The following is a 19,309-nucleotide window of genomic DNA, read 5'->3' as shown; positions in this document are numbered from 1 at the left end:
CAGGAAATTGCGCGGGGCCGCGCCTAGAGCTTCCATCCGCAATTCGCAAGCGCGGCATGGGATAATTTACCTATGCAGGGCGAAGCTCAGCCTATCGCGGTAGCCGTACCGTCCACCAGCCGCGCCGGGATCAGGCCGCGCAGCGAATTACCGAGGAAGAAGCCGCTCGCAAGGTCGGCGAGGCGCAGGTGCGATTCGACCGCGCGGCCTTTCTCGATCAGCTCGGCGCGCAGCACGCCGGGAAGCAGGCCGAGCGCCAGCGGCGGCGTCAGCAGCAGCCCGTCGCGCTCGACGAAGATATTGCTCCAGCTTCCCTCGGTGACGAAACCAGGCTCGTCGACGAACACCACCTCCGCTGTGCCCCGCGCGGCGCGCGCGGCGTCATAAGGCGCGCGCAAACTGGTCTTGTGCAGGGCGCGGAAATCGCCCGCCGCCATCGGCGCCGGGCAGGCCGCGACCGGCACCGGCAGTTCGGCAAGCCGCGGTAGCGGCGACACCTCGACCGCGAGCGCGCCCGACCGCGCGAGCCGCATCCGCACCCGCGCCGCGCTGCGCAGACGGAAGGTCGCCGATTGCAGGCTATTGCGCGCGCCGTGCCGGTCGAACACGAAATCGAGCGCCGCGGCACTCGCCTTCATCCGCGCCAGATGGCCTTCGAGCCGCTGGACGCCCTCGACGGGATCGAAGAACATCGTTTCGATCAGGTCGAAGCTCTCGCCCGCTGCGCTCACAAATTCCCCCTTGGCCAGACATTCGCGCCATTCCTCGGCAGGCTGGCTGTCGGCGACGATTCCGGAACCGAGCCCCAGCGTGGCGCAAGCCGCGCTTTCCTGCAAGGGGCGCGTGGCGCAAGCGGCGCCGTCCCGCAAGTCCCCGTCCGGAAACACCAAAGTCCGGATCGCGACATTGAAGGCGGCGTCGCCGCCCGCTTCGATGAAACCGATCGAGCCCGTGTAGAGCCCGCGCGGTTCGATCTCCAGCGCGTCGATGATCTCCATCGCGCGCACCTTCGGCGCCCCCGTGATCGACCCGCAGGGAAAGGCAGCGCGCAGCACATCGGCCGCCCCCGCGCCGTCGGGCAGCGCCGCCGACACGTCGGAGACGAGCTGGTGGATCGTCGGAAAGCTCTCGACGCGGAAGAGCTCGGGCACCGTCACCGTTCCCGGCACCGCGACGCGCGACAGGTCGTTGCGGATCAGGTCAACGATCATCAGATTTTCGGCGCGCTGCTTGGGGTCTTCGGCCAGTTCGCGCGCCGCCGCGGCATCGGCGTCGGCGTCGGCACGCCGTTCGGCAGTCCCCTTCATCGGCCGCGCCATCACCTGCCCCTCGCGCAAAGCGAAGAAAAGCTCGGGCGACAGCGAGGCGACCGCCCGCTCGCCGGTCCACAGGAAACCGCCATAGCCCGCGCGCGCGGTGCGCCGCAGCCGCGCATAGACGGCGAGCGGATCGCCGAGCAGCGGCACATCGGCGCGGAAGGTCAGGTTCGCCTGATAGATGTCGCCGGCGCGAATATAGGCGAGCACTTGCTCGACCGCGGCCAGATAGTCGGCGGGATCGATGCGCGGGCGGGGCGCGCCGACCCACGCGGCGGCGGGATCGGGAAGCCATTCGGCGACGGCATCGGGCGCGATCCGCTCGACCGTCTCGAACAGGCCGAACCACGCAAGCGGAAGGTCGCCGCCCGCATCGGCATCCCCTGCCCCCCCACGCCAAGCCGGCGCAAAGCCCCGGCCGGCTTCATAGGCGAGATAGCCTGCGACATGGAGCCCGCGCGCGCGCGCCGCGTCGAGCGCATCAAGCAGCGCCCCCATGTCGCCGACGCGCGCCGCGACCAGCGTGCCGACCGGATGCCGGAACAGTCGCGCGGGCGCTGCGCCATCGCGACGCGCATCGTCGAGCAGGACGAAAGGCACAGCGCCTTCGCCGACGGCCAGCCGCTTCTCCATATCCGATGCCTGCCCGAAATCCGCCGGTGCCGGTCAGCGTTCGCGGCGAACGCGAATGGCGGGTCGTCCTTCGAGGCTGAGGAAATAGCTGCCGAGCGACGCGGTCTTGATCTGGATCTTCTGCCCCGGCCGCGGCGACAGCGCCATCCGACGGTCGTCGATCTGAAGCCAGACCGAACCGTCCGCCATCGCGATGCGATAGCGCCCGCCCTCGACCTGCGACGAGGAAGCGACGGTCGTGTCGATGCTCTTCACCTCATCTTCGTCATCGCCGCCGAAGATGCCGAGGTCGGGCAAGGTGAAGCCGAAAAGACCGCGCCGCGTCTTCTTCACCGTTTCGCGGTCGGCGAAGCTGATCTCGCGCTGGGTATCGGCGGTCTGCAACTCACCGACCTCGCGATCGAAGCAGGCAAGGCGCGCCGTCGGATCGGCGATGTCGCGGCAGTTATAGAGTTCCTGAATCTGGGCCGGACGCGGCGGCGGCTCCTTGTCCTTTGCGGCGGCGGGAGCGGCTGCGGCGACCGCGGCAAGAACAGCGAGCGGCGCGATCAGGCGCATGGACAGGTGCGGCATGGCGATCCCCTGGAAATTCGAACGCCCTTGCCTAGCCGTCGCGCCGCCGCGCCGCAAGCACGACCCCCGATTGCGATATGCGGCGGCGCTGCTTAGAGTGATGTCAGTAACGAGCATAGAAAGGACGAATCCCGGCCATGCCGAGCCCCCATGACTGGTCGCACGATTATCGCCATCCGACCGCATGGGATCAGCCCTTCGCTCCCCTCTCGCTTCCCGACATGCTCGCGGCGAGCGCCGCGCGCAAAGGCGATGCACCGATGCTCGATTTCATGGGGCGGCATTTTTCCTATGCCGAGGTCGCCGATGGCGTCGCGCGTGTCGCGCGCGGGCTGCAACAGCGCGGCATCGGCAAGGGAAGCCGCGTCGGGCTCTTCCTGCCCAATGTACCGCATTATGTCGCGGCCTATTATGGCGCGCTCGCCGCCGGGGCGACGGTGGTCAATTTCTCGCCGCTCTATACCGTCGCCGAGCTTGAGGCGCAGGTCGAGGATTCGGGCACCGACACGCTGGTCACGCTCAGCGCAGCGGCGCTGTTGCCGACCGCGCTCGCGGTCCTCGACGGGTCGAGCCTCAAGCATCTTGTCGTCGGATCGATCGCGGGCGGACTGCCGCCCGCGAAGTCGGTCCTCTACCGATTGTTCAAGACAAAAGAGGTCGCCGCGCTGCCCGCCGATCCGCGTATCATCCGCTTTTCGGCGCTCATCGCCAACGACGGGCACCCCGACCCGGTGGCGATCGATGCGGAGCGGGACGTCGCGCTGATCCAATATACCGGCGGCACCACCGGCACGCCAAAAGGCGCGAAGCTCACCCACCAGAATCTCACCGCCAATGCGCGGCAGGTCAATGCGATCGATCCCGATCACGATGCGGGCGACCGCATCCTGGGGGTGCTGCCCTTCTTCCACGTCTTTGCGAACACCTGCGTCCTCAATCGCACGATACTCAACGGCGGGATGATCACGATGCTGCCGCGCTTCGACGCCAAGGCGGCACTTGCGGCGATCACGCGGACCAAGGCCACCGCGCTGCCCGGCGTCCCGACCATGTATCAGGCGCTGCTCGACCATCCCGACCTCGCGAAGACCGACTTTTCTTCGCTGCGCGTCTGCATTTCGGGCGGCGCGCCGATGCCCGCCGAGCTGCGCGAGAAATTCATCGCCGCGACCGGCGCCTCGCTCGTCGAGGGCTATGGCCTCACCGAAAGCTCGGGAGTCGTCGCGACCAACCCCTATGACGGCCCGGTCAAACCCGGCACGATCGGCCAGCCGATCCCCGCGACGCGCATCCGCCTGTTGGGCCGCGATGATCCCACGCAGGACGCCGCGCCGGGCGAAGCGGGCGAACTTGCGGTCAAGGGGCCGCAGATCATGCAGGGATACTGGAACCGGGCCGAGGCCGACGGGGACAGCTTTACGGAGGACGGCTGGCTGCGCACCGGCGACGTCGCGGCGATCGACGGCGACGGCTATATCCGCATCGTCGACCGGCTGAAGGACATGATCGCGGTCGGCGGCTTCAAAGTCTATCCGAGCGTGATCGAGGCGCATCTCCACGAACATCCCGCGGTCAAGGAGGCGATCGTCCTCGGCGTCCCCGACGCCTATCGCGGCGAGACGCCCAAGGCGTTCGTGACGCTGGAGGAAGGCTATGAGGTGTCGGGCGAAGCCCTCGCCGCCTGGCTCAACGCCCGGCTCGGCAAACATGAGCGGGTGAGCGCGGTCGAGGTGCGGAGCAGTCTGCCCAAGACGATGATCGGCAAGCTCGACCGGAAGGCGCTCAGGGCAGAGGCGTCCCAATGACACTCCCTATCCGTCACCCCCGCTAAGGCGGGAGCTTAACAAAGCTCGTCATTCCCGCGAAAGCGGGAACCCAGAGCGTGCGTCAGCTAACTCCGCACTGGGTTCCCGCTTTCGCGGGAATGACGAAGGGGGGATATGAATTGTTGCAATGAGACATTGTAACCTCTGTCATGTTATGCCATATCAAACCCCGCAGTTGGACCAACGGAGAATCGGGTGACCCAAGTCGCCAGTCACAGCCATGCATGGCCGCGCCTCGGCGCGATGGTGCGGGCTGCGCGCGATTCGCGGCCGCTGACCTCGCTGTCGGGCGATCAGCTCGCGATGGGATTGTCGGGACTCTGCCTCGTCCATTGCCTCGCGACGACGATCTTCTTCGCGTCGATCGCCTCGGTCGGCGGGGTATTCCTCGAAAACCATCTCTTTCACGAGGTCGGCCTCGCCATCGCGATCGGTTTCGCGCTGGTAACGCTGGTTTCGGGGGTGCTCAGTCACGGCTATATGATGCCCTTCGGCGTCGGCTGCTTCGGGCTCGGCATGATGGCGGGGGCGCTGGCGCGGCCGCACGACGGCAGCGAAGTGCTGGCGACGATGATCGGCGTCGCGATCGTCGCGCTCGGCCACGATCTCAACCGCCGCGCGCGCCACTGATACGCATTGCCCGCAACTTGCGGGCCGCGCCCAAAGCGCCTACATTATCGCCATGGGCAAGCATGATCATGCGCATATCGAGGCCAGCGGCGCCTCGCTCGCCAGCGCGGCGCAAACCGCGCTCGAGGGCGCGGGCGAAGCCTGGACCGACATGCGCGCGCAGATCTTCGACGCCGTCGCCGAAATCGGCAAGCCCGCGAGCGCCTATGAGATCGCCGACATCGTGTCGCAGAAGCGCGGCAAACGCGTCGCGCCGAACAGCGTCTATCGCATCCTCGACCTGTTCGTCGCGAACAACCTCGTCCGCCGGGTCGAGAGCGCCAACGCCTTCGTCGCGAACAGCCATCCGGGCTGCCTTCACGATTGCATCTTCCTGATCTGCGACAGCTGCGGCAGCGCGGTGCATATCGACAACGACAAGATTTCCGACGGCGTCCGCGCCGCCGCCGACGCGACGGGCTTTGCCGCCGAACGCCCGGTGATCGAAGTGCGCGGCAAATGCGCCGAGTGCCAATAGATTGAGCGCGGCGGCGCTGCCGGCGGCACGCTGGTGGCACGCGGCGCTGTTCCTCGGTTTCGGCGTCATTCTGGTCGGCTTGTGGCTCGGCCAGACCTTCCCGCAGGATAGCTTCGCCGCCGAGCCGGGCTATGGCGCGCCCGTCCTCGCCTTTGAATTCGCGGGCAGTCAGGACGATCTGATCGCCGTATTCGGTCCCGATCACGACGCGCGGCAGGTCGGTCGCCTCGCGATGATGCGGACGGGCAACGAGCGCGACTATCTCTACATGCTGCTCTACGCGGGCTTTCTCGGCTGCGGATTGATCGCGCTGGCGCGTGAGACCGGGCTGAAGATCATCTCGTTCGCCGCAGCGCTACCCGTCCTTACAGCGCTCTGCGATGCAAGGGAGAATTGGCTTCTCTTCGACATCCAGGCGGCTTTCACCGCCGGCGATTATTCGCCCGCGATGGCGAGCTTGCCTTATCCGGTCGCTGCGAAATTCGTGCTGCTCGCGCTCACCAATATCGCGGTCGGTCTGGCGCTGGCACGGCTCGGCGGGCGCTGGTGGACGCTTGCGGGAACGCTCGTGATCGTCGCCTGCGTGCCCGCGCTGATGGCGATCGCCCTCCCCGCGCGCTACGGCTGGACGCTGCTCGCGGCGACCGGCGGCGGCTGGATCGCGCTGCTCGGCACCGCGGCGATCGCATGTTGGCGCGCGTTCGCGCAAAAGCGGCCGTTGGTCGAAGCCGAACCGCCCGAGGTGCTTCAGCGACCCGTTCCGGCACGTCCCGCGCCAGGGCGCCCGACCTTTGGCCGGCGCCGGTCCTGACCCCTCTTCCCGTCGCGGCGATGCGGGTCTAGGGAGACCGGCGAATCCTGCCACAAGGGGGAAAGGCTGCACCCATGAACACCGTCATCATCCGCGAGGACGACCTCGTCGAAACGATCGCCGACGCGCTCCAGTACATCAGCTATTTCCACCCGATGGACTATATCCGCGCGCTGGGTGCCGCCTATGAGCGCGAGGTGTCGCCCGCCGCGAAGGACGCGATGGCGCAGATTCTCTCGAACAGCCGGATGTGCGCCGAGGGGCATCGCCCGATCTGCCAGGACACCGGCATCGTCACCGTCTTCATCAAATGGGGTATGGACTGCCGCCTCGACAGCCCGCGCAGCCTGCAGCAGGTCGTCGATGAGGGCGTCCGCAAGGCCTATCTCCATCCCGACAACAAGCTGCGCGCGTCGATCCTCGCCGATCCGGCGTTCAGCCGCGTCAACACCAAGGACAACACGCCCTCGGTCCTCAATGTCGAGATGGTGCCGGGCGACAAGGTGCATATCGACGTCGCGGCGAAGGGCGGCGGCAGCGAGAACAAGTCGAAGTTCAAGATGCTCAACCCCAGCGACTCGATCGTCGACTGGGTGCTCGACATGGTGCCGCAGATGGGCGCCGGTTGGTGCCCGCCCGGCATGCTCGGCATCGGCATCGGCGGCACCGCGGAAAAGGCGATGCTGCTCGCCAAACAGTCGCTGATGGACCCGATCGACATGACCGAACTGCTCGCGCGTGGGCCGTCGTCACCGATCGAGGAATTGCGCGTCGAGTTGTATGAAAAGGTCAACGCGCTCGGCATAGGCGCGCAGGGACTCGGCGGCCTCGCGACCGTGCTCGACATCAAGATCAGGGACTGGCCGACGCACGCGGCGTCGAAGCCGGTCGCGATGATCCCGAACTGCGCCGCCACGCGCCACGCGCATGTCACGCTCGACGGCAGCGGGCCGGCCTTCCTCGAACCGCCGATGCTCGCCGACTATCCGCAGATCGACTGGACGCCCGACAAGGCCGCGATCCGCGTCGACCTCGACACGCTGACGCCCGAGGTCGTCGCAAGCTGGAAACAGGGCGACCGCATCCTCCTCAATGGCAAGATGCTCACCGGCCGCGACGCCGCGCACAAGCGCATAGCCGACATGCTCGCCAAGGGCGAGGAACTGCCCGTCGAATTCAAGGGCCGCGTCATCTATTATGTCGGCCCGGTCGACCCGGTCGGCGAGGAGATCGTCGGCCCCGCGGGCCCGACCACGGCGACGCGCATGGACAAGTTCATGGACATGATGCTGGAGCAGGGCCTGCTCGCCTGCGTCGGCAAGGCCGAACGCGGCCCCGCCGCGACCCAGGCGATCGCGAAGCACAAGAGCGCCTATCTGATGGCGGTCGGCGGCGCGGCGTACCTCGTCGCGCGCGCGATCAAGGGCTCAAAGGTCGTCGGCTTCGCCGACCTCGGCATGGAGGCGATCTACGAATTCGAGGTCAAGGACTTCCCTGTCACTGTCGCGGTCGACAGCGAAGGCCAGAACGTCCACGTCAACGCGCCGCTGCTGTGGCAGAAAAGGATCAGGGACGAGGGGTTGCTGGAGAAGGCGTGAGATTCCCCTTATCCTTTCTCCGTCACCCCGGCGAAGGCCGGGGTCTCGCCCTATCGACCATCAACCTCCGAAGCGGCGAGATCCCGGCCTTCGCCGGGGTGACGAAGTGGGAAAGTGGGAGAGCGCCATGGCAAAGAGCGAAGCGGTCGATCTTCACTCCCCTCTCTCGCCCGAGGCGATCGCGCACAAGCTGAAGGCGATCATGGCCGACCCCATGGACGGCGCGAAGGCGCGGGTGTTCGGGAGCGGCGATCAATATGTGATGCGACTACGCTATGCGCGCCGCAACGTGCAGAATGCGATGGCGCCCGAACTCGAAGCCTCGATGGAGCCCTATGCGGGGGGGACGCGCATCACCGGCACGCTCGGGCGATCGACCGCGGGGCGGCTGTTTCCTTACATCTGGTTCGGTTTCCTCTCGATCTTCGTGATCGTCGGCGCGGCGATCGTCTGGTTCGTTCCCGGCACGCTGCTGTTCGGCGCGATCTTTACCGGCATTCCGATGTTGATGATGGTGATGGGCGCCGCCGCGATGCGCGTGGGCGGCGACGGATCGAAGGACCGCGAGGAAATCCTGGCCTTTCTGCGCCGCGAACTCGATGCCCGGCCGATCTGAAGGAGAAGGGAGCATGGCCGAAGACCTCAACGGCGTCGCACATGTCATTTTGACCGCGGGCGATTTCGCGCGCTCAACGGCTTTCTGGCGCGATGTCATCGCCTGGCTCGGGCTCAAGAAAGTGCTCGACAGCGAGCATATGCTCTATGGCGTCGGCGGCCGCACCGCGATCGGCATCCGCCCGCCGAGTCCCGATCATGTCGGCAAGCGCTTCGATCAAGGTGCACCGGGGCTGCATCATGCGTGCTTCCGTATGCGCGACCGCGCGGCAGTCGATCGAATCCACGATTTCCTGAAAGACCGGGGCGACATCCATATCGTCCACCGCCCGCAGGAGGAGCCGTGGGCGCCCGGCTATTATTCGATCCTGTTCGAGGATCCCGATGGCATCCGCGTCGAATTCAACCATGTCCCCGGCAACGGCCTGCTCGCTGAAGGACAGGAAATCGGCGGCGCCGGGATATTCGATGACGGTTAGAATCCATAGACCAAGGTGAAGCGCGTCAGCGTATCGACCTTCTCGATCCCCGGCGGCGGACGGGTATCGATATCGGCCGAATAGGAAAAGCGCGCCGACAGCGCACCGGTCAGCTTCGCATTGAGCGCGGTCAGCGAGCTGGTGACGCTGTTGTGCTGGCCGACGATCGTCGAGGCGGTCTGCGTCAGGCGTAGGGTCGGCGACAGGTTCCAGCCGAAATCGAGCCCCGCGAGCCCGGTCAGCTCGCTTTCGTTCTGTCCGCGGCCGGGCAGATAGTCGGTCTCGCGCCACGCCGGCCCCGCCTTCAGGTTCAGCGTCATCGCCTTGTTCGCGATCACCTTGTAGCCCATGCCCGCCGATGCGTTCCAGCGGTTGCCGAAACCCAGGATGCGGTCGCGCTCCCAGCGGCCAAGGCCATAAGCGAAAGCGCGCTCGCCGACGCGAATCTGCGGCTCATATTCGACCAGATAGCGCTCCATCGACGTGCTGCCGCCCGTCCGCTGATAATCGGCCTGGGCGCGAAAGCGCTGGTCCCAGTCGATCCCCTTGCGATTGAGCGCCAGCCCCAGGCTGAGCCCCGTCGAGCTGGTGTTGCCGCTGCTCTGCGACGCGCCGATCTGTCCCTCGCCCTTCCAGTTCTGCCAGAATTTCGCGGCGGCGAGCTTGGCGCGCGCCGCGTCGGCCGCCGCTTTCTTCTCCGCGGTCCGCCTGGCGCGATAATCGACGAGCATCGCGTCGATGTCGGCGATCCGTTCGGGGTTGGTCTTCTTCGCCAGTGCGCCCACCGCCTCGACGTCGCCGTCCTTCCTGGTCGCCATCGCCGCCGCCAGCATTTGCCGGATCGGGTCGGGCTCCGGCTTGCTTTCGTGCTGTGCCTGCCAGGCGGCAAGAATCGCCTCGATCTCGCCCACCGATTTGGGGTTGGTCGCCTTTGCCAGCGATACGACGATTTCGATATCCTTGCCCTCGCCGCTCGCGAGCGCGGCATCGATCATCGCGCGCACCGGATCGGGCAAGGGCCGCGGCAGTTCCTCCAATACCCCTGCGGTCAGCGGGACGATCAGCGCGGGCAGCGCCGGATCGGGAACGGACGCGAACGCCGGCGGGGCGCCAGCGGCCATCAGGAGAGCGGGGGCCAACAGGCCGGGCGCGATGAAGCGGGGGAGAGCTGTCATCGAAAGGATCCTTCGCTGGGGCGGGGGGCTTCGTGCGATCGGCCGACGGACCCATACCGCGGCGCGCGGGCCTTATAGACGCAATTTCGCTGGCAATTCCACCCCACACGCCCCATTTGCGATGCTATGTGGATCGCGATCATCGCCATTTTCTGCGCCGGTGTCGGCAATTTCGCGATGCACCGCGCCTTCATGGAAAGCGACGACCCGCTGATCCGGCAGATGGTCCAGCCGCTCGCCGAACGCGCGGGGCCGAACATCACCTATCTCTTCGAGTTTCTGCTGCTCGTCGGCGCGATGGCGATCGCGACGCGTAACTGGTTCACCGGCCTGCTGCTCTATGGCCTTTACACCATCTTCAACGCGATGGCGTTCAGCTGGGTCATGCACCGGCCGCGATAGATGGCCTCACGCAAAGGCGCGAAGGCGCAAAGGAAGCGGGCTCACACAAAGACACAAAGAGGGCGCAAGCCTCGCTGAAGTAGCCTGCCGCCGCAGGCGGCTATTGATAAATGCGCTTCGCGCGGAAGTTCGAGCGGGGCCGGTTCAATGCCCCACCCTCTTTGTGTCTTTGTGTGAGACGTCTTCTTCTTTGCGTCTTCGCGCCTTTGCGTGAGATTATCCGTCACGCCACGCCGTGATACCACCAGACGCCGTCGCGGTTCTCACGCTTGACGCGGCCCTCGACCTCCAGCCGCTTGAGGTGCGCGAAGGCTTCGCCGGTCGCGAGGCCCTGATTGTGGCTGCCGATCGGGCGGTTGAAGAGCAAGGGAAAGCTGTCGACCGCGCGCAGCGGCGCTTTCGCGGCGGCTTCGGCGAGATTGTAGAGCCGCATCCGGTGCTCGTCGCGCAGCGCCATCAGGCGAACGTGCAGTCCCTTGAAGGGCTCGCCATGCGCAGGGCAGACGATCACGTCCGCCGGGATGGTCGCGAGCAATTTGTCGATCGAGGCGAGCCATTCTCCGAGCGGATCGGCATCGGGTTCGGTGATGTTGACCGACACGTTCGAGCTGATCCGCGGCAGTACCTGATCGCCCGACACCAGCACGCCCTCACGCTCGTTCCACAGGCACGCATGTTCGGGGCTGTGCCCCGACCCGGTGACGACGCGCCAGCGATGCGCCCCCATGTCGAGGACGTCGCCGTCCTTGATTCGCGCGTAGCTGCGCGGCAGCGGGAAGACCATCATGCCGAAGCGGCCCCAGCCCTCCGCCTTCTGCCGCTCGATCGCTTCCTCGTCCCAGCCCGCGGCACGCGACTGCACCAGCGCCTCTTCGGGCGTGGTGTCGCTCGTATCGGCGACGATCGTACGCGCGGTCAGCATCTCGCCGCGCGTCATCCACAGCTTGACGCCCTGCTTCTTCGCGATCCAGCCCGCGAGGCCGATATGGTCGGGGTGCAGGTGGGTGCCGAAGACGCGGGTGATCCGCTTGTCCGCAAGCGCGCCGGCGTACAGCGCTTTCCACGCGTCCGAGCAGATCGTCAGGCAGATGCCGGTGTCGACGACCGCGACCCCCTCGCCCGCCGCATCGGCGTCGTCGAGCAGCCAGCTATTGATATGGCCGAGCGAGCCGGGCATCGGCAGCCGCGCCCAGCTGATGCCATCGGCGATGCGGATCGTCTCGCCCGCCCCCGGCGCCGCCTCGCCCCACGGGTAAGTGAGGCCGGCGTGGCTCGTCGCGGTGAAGCTGTCGTCCTGGGTCAGCGACGCGTCGGGAGAACCGCTGGCCGCGGGGATATTATCGTCGTCGCCCGCGCCTGCCATCGGATCAGGCTTCGTTGCCGGCTTCGGCATCCTCGGCCGCGCGCGCTTCGGCGGCGGCGGTGCGCTCGGCACGCAGTTCCTCGAGCAGCGCCTCGCGGTCGCCTTCGAGGCGACTGTCCTCGGGCGCCTTGATTCCGGCTTTCTTCGCCGCCTTGGCGACCAGTGCATCGAGTTCGCGCTGCGAGCAGAGGCCGAGGGTCACCGGATCCTTGGGCACGATGTTCGCGCTGTTCCAGTGGCTGCGCTCGCGGATCGCGTTGATCGTGTTGCGCGTCGTGCCGATCAGCTTGCCGATCGCGCCGTCCGACACTTCGGGATGGTTCTTGAGGATCCAGGCGATGCCGTCGGGCTTGTCCTGGCGCTTGCTGACCGGCGTGTAGCGCGGCCCACGGGTGCGGCGAATCGTATCCTGCCCCTGCACGCTCATCTTGAGCTTGTAGTCGGGATCCTTCTGGCCCTTTTCGATCTCGTCCATCGACAGCTCGTGCGCGCGCACCGGATCGCGGCCGGTATATTTGGTCGCCGCGGTCTCGTCGGCGATCGCCTGAACTTCCAGGATGTGGATGCCGCAATATTCGGCGATCTGGGCAAAGGTAAGGCCGGTGTTGTCGACCAGCCAGGCGGCGGTCGCGTGCGGCATCAGCGGGGTCGGATTGGCATTGGCCATGGGTAATCTCCAAAAGCGGAAATAATAAGGGCCGCCCCTCGCGGGGCGGCCGGACATTGGCGGCGGCTATATGCCGAATTGGCAGAAGGGGCAAGAGTGCGGATTCGGCTCATGCCTCGGAAGGACAAAGACGGCGGCGGCTCTCACCGCTCGCCGCCTGCTCACAGAGGCAGCGTCTCCGGTGAACCGGGCGATTCCATCAATGTCCGGACGATGCTCAGGACGCAAGTGGCAGCGATGACCAGCGCAGTACCTGCAAACAACCCGATCGCGCCCCACGGATAAAAGCCGAACGGATCCGCCGCCGGTCGCGTCAGCCAGCCGACCGACACTATCGCAAGCGGCGCCGCACACAGCACGGCCCACAACAGGTGGCGCCGGGCCAGTACAGCCACGATGCAACAGATAGCCCAAACGGCGAACAACAGCATGCCGAGACGCTATCACCCGCAGCGCCGCACGGCAATGTCGGCGCCGCGCGCGCTCACACCGTCAGCACGATCTTTCCGACATGCTCGCCCGCCTGCATCCGCGCATGGGCAGCGGCGGCTTCGGCGAGAGGGAAGCTCCGGTCCATCGCGGGTTTCCAGCCGCCCTCGGCCAGGCGCGGCCACAGCGTGCGGTGGAGTTCGTCGGCGAGCAGCGCCTTGAACTCGGCGCTGCGCGCACGCAGCGTCGAGCCGGTCATCGTCAGCCGGCGGCGCATGAGCTGCGAAATGTCGACCTCGACTTTCGCGCCGCGCTGGAAGGCGATCGTCACATGGCGGCCGTCCTCGGCAAGGCAGGCGAGGTTGCGCGGCAGATAGTCACCGCCGACCATGTCGAGGACGATGTTGACGCCCTCGCCGCCGGTGAAGGCCATGACCGCCTCGACATAATCCTCGGTCGAATAATCGACGGCAAGATCAGCGCCGAGCGCGCGCGCCGCGTCGCACTTCGCGGCGCTGCCGCAGGTGACGATCGTGCGGATGCCGAACAGCTTGCAAAGGCCGATCGCGGTCGTGCCGATACCGCTGGTGCCGCCGTGGATCAGCACGGTCTCACCCTCGCGGACATAGCCGCGCTCGAACAGATTGTGCCAGACGGTGAAGACGGTTTCGGGCAGCGCCGCGGCCTCCGCCATCGAAAAGCCCTTCGGCACCGGCAGACAGCTTCCCGCCGGCGCGGCGCAATATTCGGCATAGCCGCCGCCCGCGACCAACGCGCAGACCGCCTGGCCCAGCAGTTCGGGATCGCCGCCCGGCCCGACCGCGACGACGGTGCCCGCGACCTCCAGCCCCGGCAGGTCCGACGCGCCCGGCGGCGGCGGATAGAAGCCCATGCGCTGCAGCACGTCGGGGCGGTTGACCCCTGCCGCCGCGACGCGGATCAGAAGCTCGCCCGGTCCCGGCCGCGGCACCGGCCGCGTTTCGGGCACAAGAACCTCCGGTCCGCCGGGCTCGCGAATCGCGATGGCGGTCATGGTTTCGGGCAGGCTGGTCACGCGCGTCATTCCCCCACTGGTCTTTTGGTCCCGCTGGCCGCCTTATTGACAGCAAGGGGAGTCGGGTCAACAGTCCGCGCGCTTTGCAAATCAGATGGATAGTGTGCAGGGACCAGCGAGAGAAAGGACGTGCCATGGACGATGACGACCTTCCCCGCCGCCGGGACGACGCGCTCGCCGCGCTGACCCGCCAGTCGCTCGACCCGCTGTCGGTCGCCGAACTCGATGAGCGCATCGCGGTGCTGGAGGCCGAGATCGCACGCGTGAAGGCGCACAAGGCCGCCGCCGGGGGCTTCAAGGCGAACGCCGAGGCGCTGTTCCGGAAGGGGTAAATATCGAAACCTCCCTCCCCTTCAGGGGAGGGCAGCGAGACTTGCCAGCTTGCTGGCATTAGTCGCAGCGGGTGGAGCCAGCGGCCTTGCGCAAGGCCGCGGGCCCCCACCCCAACCCCTCCCCTGAAGGGGAGGGGCTTTTACGGCCTCACGCCACCTTGGCGTAGCGCAGCAAATCGACCATCCTGAAATCGTCGCCTTTCTTCGACGGATCGACGGTCGGCAGGAACGGCTGCCATTCGGGGTCCTGCGCCAGATAGGAGCCCTTGTCGCCCTGGAGCAGCCCGAGGAAAACCTCGGTCACGATCCGCGCGCCGACCGGGCCGAGCCGCTCGCCATTCTCGACCGTCTGCGCCTCGCGCAGGATATAGAACCACAGCGGGGTGCGGTCGTCGAGCCCGTGGGGCTTGAGATCGGCAAGGTCGCCCTTCGACAGTTCGGGCAGCTTCATCGCCCGCGCGACGCGCTGGCCCGAAGGGAGCGCGAAGGTCAGGTGGCGCAGCAGGTTGCGCTGCGCGAGCGACGCCGGGTTGGTCTTGGGATCGGGGTTGGGCACCACCGAGCCCGGCAGGCGGAACAGCGCGGTCGACAGCGTCGTGTCGATCTTCTTGTTCGGCTTCACATTGCCGTCGGCGAAGTCGAAGAAGGTCGGCCAGTCGACGAAGCGCCGCGGCGCGCGGCAGCCGCCCGACAGATCGTCGGGATCGTCGGGGTCCGACGGGGTCGGCTTGAAGATCATCGCGAAGAAGGGATTGCCCCCATTGCCGGTGAAGTTCGCACGGTACGACGGCCGTATCTGGCTATGCCCGAAGCGATAGGCAGCGACCGAGAATTCGACCGGAATATAGGGCTCGTTGTGCCAGCTGTAATATTTGCGCCCGTTCTGGAGCACGTCGTCGACCACCGTGTCGCCGCAGGTCCGGCGCAGGAATTCATGAACGACCATCCATTGATAGTGCCAGCGCACGATCCGCTGCGCCTCGGCGAAAATCTCGTCGGAGCCGGTCAGCTTGATCTTGGTCTTCACATAGTCGACGACTTCGTTGTGGAACTTCAGGAAAGCGACCTGAAGCTGGCTGATGATCAGATTCTCGTCGTCGCGCGGATCGCCGATCAGCGCGACCTTCTGGCTGTTGCGCGGCAGGTCGAACTTGTTCGCGGTGCCGGTGGCCTCGAGCAGGAACTTGCCGCCCTTGCCGCCCTGCGTGTCGTAGAGATGCGGACTGCCGCCCGGCCCGGCGCCATAGACATTGTCGAGGCCGAGGCTGGGGGTGCGGAAATTGGCGATCTGCTCGGGGTCCGCCTGCCGTTCGAGGCTGGAGGTCGGATCGAAGGTCATGTCGTGATCGAGGAACTGGCCGAGGAAGGTGAAGCCCGCGGTCAGATTGGGATTGTCGCTGTTCTTCGCCGACAGCGCCGGGTCGGTGATCAACTCGGCCGGAGTCTTGGTCAGATTGTCCTTGGCATCCATGATGCCGCCGGGCTTGCCGATCTCCATCAGCGCGGCGCGGACGTCGGGGGTGTCGGCGGCAAAGGGCGGAAGCTCTCCGAACAGGCGGCCGAAGCGGCCCGCATCCGAATATTTCGAGCGCGGCGGAACGATGTCGCGCGGATATACGCCGTGACGAGGCATGGCAGTCTCTCCTGCTATTTTTTCTAACGATGTGCGATTGTCGGGAGGGCTTCGCCGATGGAAGACGGCGCGCATCCGCTGTTCTGGCACGACACCAAGAGGGGCAGGCTGCACGCTGCGGTCGCGGAGGCCAAGAAGATTGAGGGCTAATTTCCGGTTTACCTGCCCGGTTGCCGCAAAGGCGCGATGGGCCGTGCATTTGGTGCGGAGGCCGTCGCCGTGCGGCAGCTTGCCAAGCGGCGCGAAGGGACCGAAAGGACGGCGATGGATTTCGACGACCAGCTCCGCCGCTATTTCGGCACCGCCGACCTCGCGGCAATCCACCCGGAAGCGCACGCCGCCGGGACCGAACGTATGCGCGTCGATTTCGGTCTCGAAACCAACCCCGGCCGCCGCTTCGCGCTATGGGCGCTGATGCACATGCTCGGCGTCGCGCCCGACCTGGATGTCGCGTTCGAGGACGAGGGCGAACGCAACGTGGCGCGCGATTTCATGGCTATGGCGGATCGCGCCGGGGAAGCCGAGGGCGGCTGACGACCGATAAGCAACACCCTTCGTCCTGCAACATCGTCATTCCCGCGAAAGCGGGAACCCAGAGTGTGCGTCGGCTGACCCCGCACTGGGTTCCCGCTTTCGCGGGAATGACGAAGGTTTAGAAACGACCGGCAATAACCGTCGCTCCGCCTTCGCGAAGACAACGGTTTGCCTCCCCCAATTTCTCAACGCCCCGTTAACCATAGCGCAATCCTGTCATCGTAATTTCACATCCGCCTCCGCTTTTCCCTTGCGGCGGGGCGGCGGCATCGCCACCTTGTGTTCAGCGGGCTCGCCTCTCCCCGGCTTGTCCCCAAGGAGATAAGCCCATGCCGTCCTTTTCGGAATCGCTCGAAAAGACCCTGCACAATGCGCTGAAGGCCGCGTCGGAGCGGCATCACGAATATGCGACGCTCGAGCATCTGCTCTATGCGCTGATCGACGACGAGCACGCCGCCGAAGTGATGCGCGCCTGCGGCGTCGCGACGGGCGACCTGCAATCGGCGGTCGTCCACTATCTCGACACCGAACTCGACAGTTTGAAGGTCGAGGGGCACAGCGACCCCTCCCCCACCAGCGGCTTCCAGCGCGTCGTCCAGCGCGCGATCCTGCATGTTCAGTCGTCGGGCAAGGATGAGGTGACCGGCGCCAACGTCCTCGTCGCGCTCTTCTCCGAACGTGAAAGCTATGCGGTCTATTTCCTGCAACAGCAGGATCTGACACGGCTCGACGCGGTTTCCTATCTCAGCCACGGCGTCGGCAAGGGCGGCAAGCCCTCGCCGCAGGCCGAACCCGAGGAAAAGGAAGAGGCGAAGGACAAGAGCGAAGGCAAGTCCAAGAAGGAAACCGCGCTCGACCAGTTCACCGTCAACCTCAACGAAAAGGCGAAGACCGGCAAGGTCGACCCGCTGATCGGCCGCAGCGCCGAGGTCGACCGCACGATCCAGATCCTCTGCCGCCGCAGCAAGAACAACCCGCTCTATGTCGGCGATCCCGGCGTCGGCAAGACCGCGATCGCCGAAGGCCTCGCGCGCAAGATCGTCGAGGGCGACGTGCCCGAGGTGCTGCTGCCCGCGGTGATCTATTCGCTCGACATGGGCGCGCTGCTCGCGGGCACGCGCTATCGCGGCGATTTCGAGGAGCGGCTGAAGCAGGTCGTCACCGAACTCGAAGGCCTGCCGCACGCGATCCTGTTCATCGACGAGATTCACACGGTGATCGGCGCCGGCGCCACCAGCGGCGGCGCGATGGATGCGTCGAACCTGCTCAAGCCCGCGCTGTCGGGCGGCGTCATCCGCTGCATCGGCTCGACGACGTACAAGGAGTTCCGCAATCACTTCGAAAAGGACCGCGCGCTGCTGCGCCGCTTCCAGAAAATCGACGTGATCGAACCGAGCATCGAGGACACGAAGAAGATCCTCGCTGGCCTCCGCGAAGCGTTCGAGAGCCACCACAATGTCAAATATACCGCCGATGCGATCAACGCGGCGGTCGAGCTGTCGTCGCGCTACATCAACGACCGCAAGCTGCCCGACAAGGCGATCGACGTGATCGACGAGGTCGGCGCGATGCAGATGCTGGTGCCGCCGTCGAAGCGCCGCAAGACGATCACCGCGAAGGAGATCGAGGCGGTGATCGCGACGATGGCGCGCATCCCGCCCAAATCGGTGTCGAGCGACGACAAGAAGGTGCTCGAAACGCTCGAAACCGATCTCAAGCGCGTCGTCTTCGGCCAGAACACCGCGATCGAGGTGCTGTCGTCGGCGATCAAGCTGAGCCGCGCGGGGCTCCGCGATCCCGAAAAGCCGATCGGCAATTACCTGTTCAGCGGCCCGACCGGCGTCGGCAAGACCGAGGTCGCCAAGCAACTGGCGTCGATCATGGGCATTCCGCTCCAGCGCTTCGACATGAGCGAATATATGGAGCGTCATTCGGTGAGCCGCCTGATCGGCGCGCCGCCGGGCTATGTCGGTTACGATCAGGGCGGCCTGCTCACCGATGCGATCGACCAGAATCCGCACTGCGTGCTGCTGCTCGACGAGATCGAGAAGGCGCACCCCGACCTGTTCAACATCCTGCTGCAGGTGATGGACAACGGCCGGCTGACCGACCACCACGGCAAGACGGTCGATTTCCGCAACGTCATCCTGATCATGACGACCAACGCGGGCGCGAGCGACATGACGCGCGAATCGATCGGCTTCGGCAACACGACCCGCGAGGATGTGCAGGAAGAAGCGGTGAAGCGCATGTTCACCCCCGAATTCCGCAACCGCCTCGATGCGATCGTGCCCTTTGGCTATCTACCGCCCGAGGTCGTGGCGCGCGTCGTCGACAAGTTCATCCTGCAGCTCGAACTGCAGCTTGCCGACCGCAACGTCCACATCCAGCTCGACGACGCGGCGCGCGAATGGCTGACCGGCAAGGGCTATGACAAGCTCTATGGCGCGCGTCCGATGGGCCGCCTGATCCAGGAGAAGATCAAGCAGCCGCTCGCCGAAGAATTGCTGTTCGGCAAGCTCGTCCACGGCGGCGAGGTCAAGGTGAAGATGAAGACCGGCGAGGACGCCCATGTCGGCAACCCGCTGACCTTCGAAATCGTCCCCGCACCGCCCAAGGCGAGCAAGGGCAAGGCGAAAGGCAAGGCCGAGAAAGCGGCGGAATAGCGATTATGCGCGCAGGGCAGTCTATCGGCCTTCGGGTTTGTCGCGACTGCCCTGTT

At 66.2% G+C, this 19,309-nt stretch carries 19 protein-coding genes; 11 read left to right on the top strand and 8 right to left on the bottom strand.

Features of this window, described 5'->3' with window-relative positions:
* Positions 1-86: 86 nt before the first annotated feature.
* Both pabB and NP825_RS01320 read right to left on the bottom strand, forming a co-directional pair.
* On the bottom strand, positions 87-1,949 hold the full coding sequence (gene pabB / locus NP825_RS01325; protein WP_257547789.1) for an aminodeoxychorismate synthase component I: 1,863 nt from the start codon (positions 1,947-1,949) through the stop codon (positions 87-89).
* A gap of 33 nt (positions 1,950-1,982) precedes the next feature.
* Positions 1,983-2,522 (bottom strand): hypothetical protein, encoded by a 540-nt coding sequence (locus NP825_RS01320; protein ID WP_257547788.1) that lies wholly within the window; start codon positions 2,520-2,522, stop codon positions 1,983-1,985.
* 137 nt (positions 2,523-2,659) lie between these two features.
* Between NP825_RS01320 and NP825_RS01315 the strand changes: the two genes are divergently transcribed.
* From NP825_RS01315 to NP825_RS01285, 7 genes are all read left to right on the top strand, one after another.
* Positions 2,660-4,327, top strand: coding sequence for an AMP-binding protein (locus tag NP825_RS01315; RefSeq protein WP_257547787.1), 1,668 nt, complete (start codon positions 2,660-2,662; stop codon positions 4,325-4,327).
* 216 nt (positions 4,328-4,543) lie between these two features.
* Positions 4,544-4,978, top strand: coding sequence for a MerC domain-containing protein (locus tag NP825_RS01310; protein WP_257547786.1), 435 nt, complete (start codon positions 4,544-4,546; stop codon positions 4,976-4,978).
* Between the two features lie 52 nt (positions 4,979-5,030).
* Positions 5,031-5,495 carry a Fur family transcriptional regulator gene (locus NP825_RS01305; RefSeq protein WP_257547785.1) on the top strand — a complete coding sequence of 155 codons (465 nt, stop codon included), beginning with the start codon at positions 5,031-5,033 and terminating at the stop codon, positions 5,493-5,495.
* Between the two features lies 1 nt (position 5,496).
* Positions 5,497-6,306: a hypothetical protein gene (locus NP825_RS01300; protein WP_257547784.1), complete on the top strand. Its 810-nt coding sequence runs from the start codon at positions 5,497-5,499 to the stop codon at positions 6,304-6,306.
* A gap of 74 nt (positions 6,307-6,380) precedes the next feature.
* Positions 6,381-7,904: a fumarate hydratase gene (locus NP825_RS01295; RefSeq protein WP_257547783.1), complete on the top strand. Its 1,524-nt coding sequence runs from the start codon at positions 6,381-6,383 to the stop codon at positions 7,902-7,904.
* A gap of 127 nt (positions 7,905-8,031) precedes the next feature.
* Positions 8,032-8,520, top strand: a complete 489-nt coding sequence (locus tag NP825_RS01290; RefSeq protein ID WP_257547782.1) for a hypothetical protein — start codon at positions 8,032-8,034, stop codon at positions 8,518-8,520.
* A 13-nt stretch (positions 8,521-8,533) separates the two neighbouring features.
* Positions 8,534-8,998 carry a VOC family protein gene (locus tag NP825_RS01285; protein ID WP_257547781.1) on the top strand — a complete coding sequence of 155 codons (465 nt, stop codon included), beginning with the start codon at positions 8,534-8,536 and terminating at the stop codon, positions 8,996-8,998.
* On the opposite strand, the gene NP825_RS01280 is transcribed toward NP825_RS01285, so the two are convergent.
* Positions 8,995-10,173 (bottom strand): YdiY family protein, encoded by a 1,179-nt coding sequence (locus NP825_RS01280; RefSeq protein WP_257547780.1) that lies wholly within the window; start codon positions 10,171-10,173, stop codon positions 8,995-8,997. The genes NP825_RS01285 and NP825_RS01280 overlap by 4 nt on opposite strands.
* Positions 10,174-10,299: 126 nt before the next feature.
* Here NP825_RS01280 and NP825_RS01275 point away from each other — a divergent pair, with 126 nt between their 5' ends.
* Positions 10,300-10,575 carry a hypothetical protein gene (locus NP825_RS01275; RefSeq protein ID WP_257547778.1) on the top strand — a complete coding sequence of 92 codons (276 nt, stop codon included), beginning with the start codon at positions 10,300-10,302 and terminating at the stop codon, positions 10,573-10,575.
* 223 nt (positions 10,576-10,798) lie between these two features.
* Here the strand turns inward: NP825_RS01275 and NP825_RS01270 are convergent, their stop codons facing one another.
* The 4 genes from NP825_RS01270 to NP825_RS01255 all read right to left on the bottom strand — a co-directional run bounded on the left by NP825_RS01270 (position 10,799) and on the right by NP825_RS01255 (position 14,097).
* The gene (locus tag NP825_RS01270) at positions 10,799-11,938 is read right to left on the bottom strand and encodes an MBL fold metallo-hydrolase (protein WP_257547776.1); all 1,140 of its coding nucleotides are present in this window, start codon (positions 11,936-11,938) and stop codon (positions 10,799-10,801) included.
* Between the two features lie 4 nt (positions 11,939-11,942).
* A complete protein-coding gene (locus NP825_RS01265) occupies positions 11,943-12,578 on the bottom strand; it encodes a DUF1013 domain-containing protein (RefSeq protein ID WP_257551242.1) in 636 nt (211 codons plus the stop codon).
* A gap of 188 nt (positions 12,579-12,766) precedes the next feature.
* A complete protein-coding gene (locus NP825_RS01260; protein ID WP_257547774.1) occupies positions 12,767-13,036 on the bottom strand; it encodes a hypothetical protein in 270 nt (89 codons plus the stop codon).
* Positions 13,037-13,089: 53 nt separating this feature from the next.
* Complete coding sequence (locus tag NP825_RS01255) at positions 13,090-14,097, bottom strand: NAD(P)H-quinone oxidoreductase (protein WP_257547772.1); 1,008 nt, start codon at positions 14,095-14,097, stop codon at positions 13,090-13,092.
* 125 nt (positions 14,098-14,222) lie between these two features.
* On the opposite strand from NP825_RS01255, the gene NP825_RS01250 reads away from it, so the two are divergent.
* On the top strand, positions 14,223-14,420 hold the full coding sequence (locus NP825_RS01250) for a DUF1192 domain-containing protein (RefSeq protein WP_257547770.1): 198 nt from the start codon (positions 14,223-14,225) through the stop codon (positions 14,418-14,420).
* Between the two features lie 148 nt (positions 14,421-14,568).
* On the opposite strand, the gene NP825_RS01245 is transcribed toward NP825_RS01250, so the two are convergent.
* Entirely contained in the window at positions 14,569-16,053 is a 1,485-nt protein-coding gene (locus NP825_RS01245) for a heme peroxidase family protein (protein ID WP_257547768.1), read from the bottom strand.
* Between the two features lie 264 nt (positions 16,054-16,317).
* On the opposite strand from NP825_RS01245, the gene NP825_RS01240 reads away from it, so the two are divergent.
* Together NP825_RS01240 and clpA are read left to right on the top strand one after the other, a co-directional pair.
* Entirely contained in the window at positions 16,318-16,587 is a 270-nt protein-coding gene (locus NP825_RS01240) for a hypothetical protein (protein WP_257551240.1), read from the top strand.
* Between the two features lie 329 nt (positions 16,588-16,916).
* On the top strand, positions 16,917-19,253 hold the full coding sequence (gene clpA, locus NP825_RS01235; protein WP_257547765.1) for an ATP-dependent Clp protease ATP-binding subunit ClpA: 2,337 nt from the start codon (positions 16,917-16,919) through the stop codon (positions 19,251-19,253).
* The last annotated feature ends 56 nt before the right edge of the window (positions 19,254-19,309 follow it).

It is taken from the genome of Sphingopyxis sp. DBS4 (assembly GCF_024628865.1).
Classification (GTDB): domain Bacteria; phylum Pseudomonadota; class Alphaproteobacteria; order Sphingomonadales; family Sphingomonadaceae; genus Sphingopyxis.
This window is presented reverse-complemented; position numbering and strand designations above follow the sequence as displayed.